Raw genomic sequence first — 7,678 nt, 5'->3', positions numbered from 1 at the left:
GCCGGTCCCCCCGCGGACCGGCCGCTCAACTCACCCCACGCATCCGAACACAAGGAGACATCCGATGAGCAGCACCACGGACAAGCTGAAGGGCCTCGCCAACGAGGCCGTCGGCAACCTCAAGGAAGGCGTTGGCAAGGTCACGGGCAACGACAAGCTGGTCGCCGAGGGCAAGGCGCAGGAACTCAAGGGCGAGGCCCAGCGCACGGTCGGCGAGGCCAAGGACGGCGTCGCCTCCGTGGTCGACAAGGTTACCGGGAAGCGCTGATCCGCGACGGTGACGGGCGCCCCACGGGGGGCCGTCACCCCCATCATCCTCGAACCCAGGAGTATCCCATGAACGGAGACCAGTTCCGCGGCGCCTCGCGCCACCTCAAGGGCCGCGCGCAGACCGCCGTGGGCGGCATCACCGGTGATCCGGCGCGCCAGGTGCGCGGCGCCGTGAACCAGGTGGCCGGTGGCGCCCAGTACGCCTACGGCCGCGCCCGCGACCGGGCCGAGGATCTCATCGACGACGGCCGCGACCTCGCCCACGAGGTTCGGGATCGCGCCGGCAACCTGATCGAGGACGGGCGTCACCTCGTCGACGAGGCCCGCGACCGGGCGGGAAACCTCATCGGTGACGGTCGCGACTTCGCCCGTCACGCAGCCAAGCGCGGATCGACCTACGGCCGGCAGGCCGTGCGCTACGCCGACGACAACCGCACCGCCGCGCTGCTCGGCCTCGCCGCCGTCGCCTTCGCCGTCGGATGGCTCGCACGACGACCCTGAACTGCCGGACCGGCGAGCCTGTGCCATTGCGCCGGTCCCGGTTCACCCGAAGGCACGGACATCCCGGGACGCGAAGGCCGCCCGAGACCTGAACACATCCCGGTCCGGACCCCGAGGGCGTCCCGGGACGGACGAGGACCCTCGGAGCGCCGTCCCGAGCCTCCGGGCGACGGGCGGCGCACCGCTTGAAATCCCTTCCGCCGCGGGGACCGCACGGGGTGATCCCGGCGGCCCGCAGGCGCCCGCTCCCTCCCCCGGCCGCCTCTGAGCCGCTGGGCAGGATGCCGCGACCCCCGGGGGCCGGGCAGGCCGCTTCTGACGTAAGTCCTTGCTGGTGGACGACTGATTGCCGACCGGGTCGGTTCGGTCTCTCCCCGATCGCGCGCTCGTAGTCCTGACCGGCACGGAGGGCGGATACCCGTCCGTAAGCCGCACAATCTCTGTGCGGCGCAGCGCAAATTTTTGTCGCGGCGCAACGCGGGTTCGTGTCGGAGACGAACAATGCGTTGGGAACAATCGGGATTCGCCGGCATGGCAGCCATGACCCGGGCGCCTTGTATGACCGGCATTGATGCTGTAGCGGAGGTTTATTCAAATAAAACTTACGCGTGCCGAAAAATAATATGATTTATGACGATAAAATGCATAATCGCCATGCCGCAATGCAGCATAGCGCAGTGCCGATGAACCGTCGGCAGATCATCGGCGGAGCCATGGCGGGCCTGGCGGTCTCGACGCTGCCGGCCGCCTCCGTGCTGGCCGCCCCCGAGGCGCGCAAGGTCGACGTCCTGCTGATCGGCGGCGGCATCATGAGCGCCACGCTCGGCGTCTGGCTGCGTGAGCTCGAGCCCGACTGGTCGCTCGAGATGATCGAGCGCCTCGACGGCGTCGCCCTGGAGAGCTCGAATGGCTGGAACAATGCCGGCACCGGCCACTCGGCGCTCGCCGAGCTGAACTACACGCCCGAGGATTCGAAGGGCACCGTCCGGATCGAGCAGGCCGTCAAGATCAACGAGGCCTTCCAGATCACCCGCCAGTTCCTGGCCTGGCAGGTTCAGAAGGGCGTCCTCAAGAACCCGCGCTCCTTCATCAACTCGACCCCGCACATGAGCTTCGTCTGGGGCGACGACAACATCACCTACCTGCGGAAGCGCTACGAGGCCCTGAAGGCGAGCCCCCTCTTCGCCGGGATGGAATACTCCACCGATCCGGAGACCCTGAAGAAGTGGGTCCCGCTGATGATGGAGGGACGCGATCCGAAGCAGAAGATCGCCGCCACCTGGACGCCGGTGGGCACCGACGTGGAATGGGGCGAGATCACCCGGCAATACGTCGCCGCCCTGAAGGCCCAGCCGAAGTTCGACCTGCGGCTCTCCACCGAGGTTGAGGGCATCGAGCGCAACACGGACGGCACCTGGCGCATCAGCTCCAAGAACCTCAAGGACGGCAGCCGTCAGGTCGTCGACGCGAAGTTCGTGTTCATCGGCGCGGGCGGCGGCGCCCTGCACCTGCTCCAGGCCTCCGGCATCCCGGAGGGCGCGGATTACGGCGGCTTCCCGGTGGGCGGCTCGTTCCTCGTCAACGAGAACCCGGACGTGGCCACCCGCCACCTCGCCAAGGCCTACGGCAAGGCCTCGGTCGGTTCGCCCCCGATGTCGGTGCCCCACCTCGATACCCGCGTCCTCGGCGGCAAGCGCGTCATCCTGTTCGGACCCTTCGCGACCTTCTCGACCAAGTTCCTGAAGGAGGGCTCGTACTTCGACCTGCTGACCTCGACCACGCTGAGCAACGCCTGGCCGATGGTGCGCGTCGGCGTCGATCAGTATCCGCTGATCGAGTACCTCGCGGGCCAGGTGATGCTCTCGGACGAGGACCGCTACCAGGCCCTGCGCGAGTACTTCCCCAACGCCAAGAAGGACGAGTGGCGCCTGGTCCAGGCCGGCCAGCGCGTGCAGATCATCAAGCGCGACCCGGAGAAGGGCGGCGTGCTCAAGCTCGGCACGGAGATCGTCAGCGCCAAGGACGGCAGCATCGCGGCCCTGCTCGGCGCCTCGCCGGGCGCCTCGACCGCCGCGCCGATCATGCTGAACGTGCTGGAGAAGGTTTTCGCGAGCAAGGTCGCCACGCCCGAGTGGCAGGCCAAGATCCGCCAGATCGTGCCGAGCTACGGCACCAAGCTGAACGACGACGCGCGACGCGCCTACCAGGAGCTGGTCTATACCAGCGAGCACCTGCAGCTCACGCCGCCGCCCCAGCCCGTCGCCGCTGCGGAGGTGCCGGCCGCGACCGGCAGTGCCGTCAGCCCTCAGGGGGGCGTCCTGAAGCCCGTCCCCGACATGGCGCCCTGATCGGGCATCCTCGGCGCCGGACCGGTCCCGCTCAGCGGGGGACCGGGTCCCACGGCACCAGGACCTCGCGGTAGCCGTCCGCCGTCTTTTCAAGGTGGGCGGCGGCCGGGAAGGGATAGTGGAAGCCCTGGAGCAGGGTGCGGTCGGCCGCGACCCGGTCGTAGACCCGGCGGCGCGTGGCCTCGGCCGTGGCGGGATCCTGGTCGTACATCACGTGCCAGCCCGGATGGCGGGCGAACAGCACCGGCACGTTGGTGACGTCGGACTGCACGAACAGGCTGTCGCTGCCCGAGGCGAGCAGGAACGACGTGTGGCCGGGCGTATGGCCGGGGGTGCCGAGCGCCGTGAGGCCGGGCAGCACCTCCCGCTCCCAGGCATAGGGCGTCACCCTGCGCCCCAAGCCGTCGAAGACCCGCCGGACGTTGCGGAACTGGTCCTGCATCCGCCCCGCCGGCGCCCGGCTCAGGGCGCCGTCATCCATCCAGTAGGCCCATTCGGGCTCCGGTACGTGGATCTCGGCGTTCGGGAAGGCGGGCTTGCCCTCGGGGTTCAGCAGGCCGTTCACGTGGTCGCCGTGGAAGTGGGAGATCACCACGGCGTCGATGGCGCCCCGGTCGAAGCCCGCCGCCTTCAGGTTGGCGTGGAACTGGCCCACGGCGCCGCCGCTCTTCTGGAAGGCGGCCTCGCCGTTGCCGGTGTCGATGACGACGCGCCGGCCGCCCGTCTCGATCACCAGGGGCGTGCAGGGCACGGTGAGGTTCGACCCGTCGCGAAAATCCGCCGTGAGCGCCGCCGAGACCGCGGCGCGGTCGGCGTTGAGCACGAAGCGCTCGGGGAGCGGCAGGGTGTTGGCCCCGTCCGTCACCGCCGTGACGCGGATGTCGCCGACCCGGTAGCGGTAGAATCCGGGCGCCTGCGCCCCGGCCGGCACCGCGTCGGCCGCCCGCGCCGATGCGCCGGAGTCCGCGAGGGCGGCGGCCGCCAGGCTCGAGACCAGGAGGGTTCGTCGCGTCGCCTCGGTCATGCCTCGCGCCTCGCTCGAGCGGGATCGTCGGTCCCGGAAGAGATCGACCCCGTGTCGCCTCCGTCAACCCTCTGCGCCCCCGCTCATCCGCCCTTGGACCGCCAGTCCGCATCCCGGCGGTCGGGATGTCACCGCGACGGGGTCGTCGCCAGGCGGCGCGCCGTGACGAAGCCGAGGCCGGCGATGACAAACGCGCAGAGGCTCAGGGCGGTGAGCTGGCCGAAGCCCTGGAGCGCGCCGCCGAGGATGGCGACGCCGAGCGCCTGCCCGCAGAAGAACGAGAAGGCGTGCAGCGCCACCGCCGAGGCGCGGGCGGTCGGCGCCACCTCGGTCACCTGCACCTGGAAGGTGTTGTGGAGCATGTAGAAGCCGAGCCCCATGGCCACCAGGGCGGCGCAGTCGAGCTGCCAGGTCCCGGCCAGACCGATGGTGACGAGGGCGCCGGCGCAGATCAGGCCGCCGCCGATCAGCATCCGTGACATACCGAGGAAGCGCAGGAGCAGGCCCACCGAGAACGAGTAGATCAGCCCCCCGGCGGCGAAGCCGGCGAGTGCCAGGCCGGCCTCGCGGGCCCCGCCCTCGCCGCGCGCCTCGATCAGCGGGGCGAGGTGGGGGAAGATTCCGAACACCGCGATCGCCTCGATGAACACGGCCCCGAACAGGATGCGGGCGCGGGGATTGGCCACGATGGTGCGGTAGCGCGCCACCGCCGTGCGGAAGTCCGGCCGCCGGGCCGGTGCGCTCGCGCTGCGGTCGAACCCGAGGAGGGCCGCGCCGCAGCCGAGCGCCGCCACCGCCGCCGTGATGGCGAAGACCCCGGCCCAGCCGATCGCCCCCTCGATCAACCCCGCGAAGGTCGAGCCGGAGAGCTGCCCGAGAATTACCGCCACGAGGAAGCGGCCGATGGCGACCTGCCGGCGCTCGATCGCGATGCGGTCGCCCATCAGCGCCAGCGCCAGGGGCACGACGCCGCCGGCGCTGCCCCCGGCGATCATCCGCAGGACGAACAGGGTGTCGAGGTCGGTGGTGAGCGCGCAAGCCGCCAGGGCCAGGGTGAGGATGGCGAGGCAGATCGTGATGATCCGCTCCTTGCCCAGGGCGTCGCCCACGGGGCCGAGGATCGGCTGGATCAGCGCGTAGGGCAGGGCGAAGGCGGTGGAGAGCAGCGCCACCGTGTGGGGATCGCTGCGCAGGTCGCGGGCCAGCACGCCCACCAGCGGCTCGATGGAGCGGCCCGCGAAGGTGCTGGCGAAACCCGCGAAGGCCAGGATCACGATCAGGCGCGTGGTCGAGAACTCGGCCTTCAGGTCCGTGATCCTTACGTAGGGACAGGGGAGGCGCCGCGCAGGGCAGAGCCCGAGGATGGGCTTCGCCATACGCGGCCGGGGTCGGCGCGTCGATCCCGGACCGTCGCGTCAGGCCTGGACGCCGGCCCGGGCCACGTCGCCCGCATCGGGCAGCTCGGCGATGCGCCAGCACAGGTCCATCACCCGCCGGACCTGAGCGTCGGGCAGGATGCCCTCCGCGAGGTCGGTGAACTTGGTCTCCAGCGCGGCGTCCGACATCGGCCGCTCGACGCTGCCGATGGCGTGCTCGATGCGCCGGGGCAGGCTGCGCCCGTCCTTCAGCACCACCGTGAGTTCGACCTGCTCGGGCCGGATCGCGGGATCGACCACCGGCTTCACCCGGGCGCGCAGCCCCACGATGACGGGGTCGTTCACCGCCCGGTCGCTGAACTGCTTCTCGCCCCCCGCCCCCTCCACCAGCGCCACCGCGACGGCGTGGGTGATGCTGAACTTGCCCTCGAGGCCGGTGCGCGGCGCGGTCTTGCCGGTGAGTTCGAGCACCAGGGGATGGACCTTCATGTCGACCCGCTCGATCGCGTCGGCGGTGAGGTGGTTCTCGTTGCGCAGCTGCACCGCCGCGTCGATGGCCGGGTGCATGACGATCCCGCAGGCGAAGGGCTTGTAGGTGTTCAGCGCCGCCTCGTAGCGGATGCCGAGCCCCTCCGTGATCTCGCGGTAATCCTGCTTCGTCGAGATGGTGTTGGCCCAGCCGCGCCTGGCCTCGATCATCCCGTCCGAGCTGGTGTAGTTCTTCGAGGCCAGGATCGCCGCGAACAGGCCGTTCGAGGCGGCCCGGCCCGGATTGAAGCTCTTGTTCATGGAGCCGAAGGATTCCCGCAGGCCCACGGGCTGCGAGGCGGCGAGCCCGAGGGCCCAGACCATCTGCTGCTCGGAGAGGCCCATCAGCTTGCCCGTCGCGGCCGCCGCGCCGAACACCCCGGCGGTGCCGGTGATGTGCCAGCCGACATCGTAGTGGTTCGGATAGACCGCGTTGCCGATCCGGCACTCGGTCTCGACGCCGAGCACCAGGGCGTTGAGGAAATCCGCCCCCGAGACCGGGTGCATCTCCGCATAGGCGAGGATCGCCGAGGCGACGGGGCCGGCCGGGTGGATCACGGTCTTCAGGTGGGTGTCGTCGTAGTCGAAGATGTGGCTGGCGACGCCGTTGAGGAAGGCCGCGTTCATGATGTCGAAGCGCTCGGGGCGCCCGAACAGCCCGGCCTGCGGCGGGCCGGAGAACGGCTTCAGGGCCGAGACCGCGACGTCCAGGGTCTGGTGATGCGAGCCGCCGATGGCGACGCCGACCCAGTTCAGCAGGGTGCGGGTGCCCTCGCGGCGGACGGCCTCGGGCAGGTCCGCGTAGCGGGCGCCGACGACGTAGCGGGCCAGGATCCGGGTGACCTCCGGCGGCACCGGCTTCGGCTCCGCCCTGGTCTCGCCCTTCGGATCGGGGGCCGCCTGCGCGGATGGGACGGCGCTGCCGGTTCCCACGAGCGCGAGGCCCGCGGAGCCGAGCAGGGCACGGCGGTCGATCGTCGGCACGGGCATGGCTCTCTCCCTCTGGCTTCTTGCGGCCGGCGCCCCGCGTGGACGCCGCCGTGCCGGGCGCGCCGGGGCCGAAGCCGTCGGAGGGACCGGACCAGAGGAATAACCGAACCGCCGCGGCAGGGCTCCCGCTTTGTGCGCACGGCTCAAGGCTTTTGCGCATGCGTTACAAGTCAGAAACAAGAAATCCGGTGGGACGCAAAGGTCGTTATCTGCCCTGCAAGCACAGGTTTTGCCTTCGCTGCGTCCTCTCCTCGACGCGCAATCGTAGCAATACGATCTGGCGTGCATTCCTTTCAGCCGGCCTGCGGCCTGTCTGCTTGCCGATCCGCGTCAGGGCTTCGGTGCCGTCTCCGTCGCGGTCAGGTCGATATCGACGCCGACCTCCAGGGCGACCCATTGGCCCGAGGCCCAGGGCCCCTGTCCGACGCCGAACTGCGTGCGCACGAGGTCGAGATGGCCCACCGCCCGGGCCGTCGATCCCGTGCGGGTCAGGCGGAAGGGCAGGACCGCGTCGCGGCGGATGCCGCGGATCGTCAGGCTGCCGACCGCTTCGTAGGCGTCTCCGCCCTTGGCGACGAAGCGCGTCGCCTCGAAGCGGGCCTGCGGCGTCGCCTTGACGTCGAACCACTCCGCCTGGGGCA

Annotated in this window: 7 protein-coding genes; 3 read left to right on the top strand and 4 right to left on the bottom strand. The window is 70.6% G+C overall.

Features of this window, described 5'->3' with window-relative positions:
• Positions 1–64: 64 nt before the first annotated feature.
• From AC3WLN_RS23040 to mqo, 3 genes are all read left to right on the top strand, one after another.
• Positions 65–268, top strand: a complete 204-nt coding sequence (locus tag AC3WLN_RS23040; RefSeq protein WP_018043750.1) for a CsbD family protein — start codon at positions 65–67, stop codon at positions 266–268.
• 68 nt (positions 269–336) lie between these two features.
• Positions 337–771, top strand: coding sequence for a CsbD family protein (locus AC3WLN_RS23035; protein WP_492485179.1), 435 nt, complete (start codon positions 337–339; stop codon positions 769–771).
• A 623-nt stretch (positions 772–1,394) separates the two neighbouring features.
• Positions 1,395–3,119 (top strand): malate dehydrogenase (quinone), encoded by a 1,725-nt coding sequence (gene mqo, locus AC3WLN_RS23030; RefSeq protein WP_492485177.1) that lies wholly within the window; start codon positions 1,395–1,397, stop codon positions 3,117–3,119.
• 31 nt (positions 3,120–3,150) lie between these two features.
• Here the strand turns inward: mqo and AC3WLN_RS23025 are convergent, their stop codons facing one another.
• From AC3WLN_RS23025 to AC3WLN_RS23010, 4 genes are all read right to left on the bottom strand, one after another.
• Positions 3,151–4,143: an MBL fold metallo-hydrolase gene (locus AC3WLN_RS23025; protein ID WP_492485175.1), complete on the bottom strand. Its 993-nt coding sequence runs from the start codon at positions 4,141–4,143 to the stop codon at positions 3,151–3,153.
• 128 nt (positions 4,144–4,271) lie between these two features.
• Positions 4,272–5,519, bottom strand: coding sequence for an MFS transporter (locus AC3WLN_RS23020; protein WP_492485173.1), 1,248 nt, complete (start codon positions 5,517–5,519; stop codon positions 4,272–4,274).
• Between the two features lie 39 nt (positions 5,520–5,558).
• The gene (locus AC3WLN_RS23015) at positions 5,559–7,037 is read right to left on the bottom strand and encodes an MmgE/PrpD family protein (RefSeq protein WP_492485171.1); all 1,479 of its coding nucleotides are present in this window, start codon (positions 7,035–7,037) and stop codon (positions 5,559–5,561) included.
• A gap of 330 nt (positions 7,038–7,367) precedes the next feature.
• Positions 7,368–7,678, bottom strand: a 311-nt coding sequence (locus AC3WLN_RS23010) for a YceI family protein (protein ID WP_492485169.1), incomplete at its 5' end; no start/stop codon positions are given.

It is taken from the genome of Methylobacterium sp. FW306-05-D, from assembly GCF_058782155.1.
The sequence above is the reverse complement of the archived record's forward strand: the minus strand, read 5'-3'. Positions and strand labels throughout refer to the sequence as shown.

Excerpts from the sequence above, each read along its gene's own strand:
- AC3WLN_RS23040 (WP_018043750.1), top strand. The coding sequence starts at position 65 with ATGAGCAGCACCACGGACAAGCTGAAGGGCCTCGCCAACGAGGCCGTC.
- AC3WLN_RS23035 (WP_492485179.1), top strand. The coding sequence starts at position 337 with ATGAACGGAGACCAGTTCCGCGGCGCCTCGCGCCACCTCAAGGGCCGC.
- mqo (WP_492485177.1), top strand. The coding sequence starts at position 1,395 with ATGATTTATGACGATAAAATGCATAATCGCCATGCCGCAATGCAGCAT.
- AC3WLN_RS23020 (WP_492485173.1), bottom strand. The coding sequence starts at position 5,519 with ATGGCGAAGCCCATCCTCGGGCTCTGCCCTGCGCGGCGCCTCCCCTGT.
- AC3WLN_RS23025 (WP_492485175.1), bottom strand. The coding sequence starts at position 4,143 with ATGACCGAGGCGACGCGACGAACCCTCCTGGTCTCGAGCCTGGCGGCC.
- AC3WLN_RS23015 (WP_492485171.1), bottom strand. The coding sequence starts at position 7,037 with ATGCCCGTGCCGACGATCGACCGCCGTGCCCTGCTCGGCTCCGCGGGC.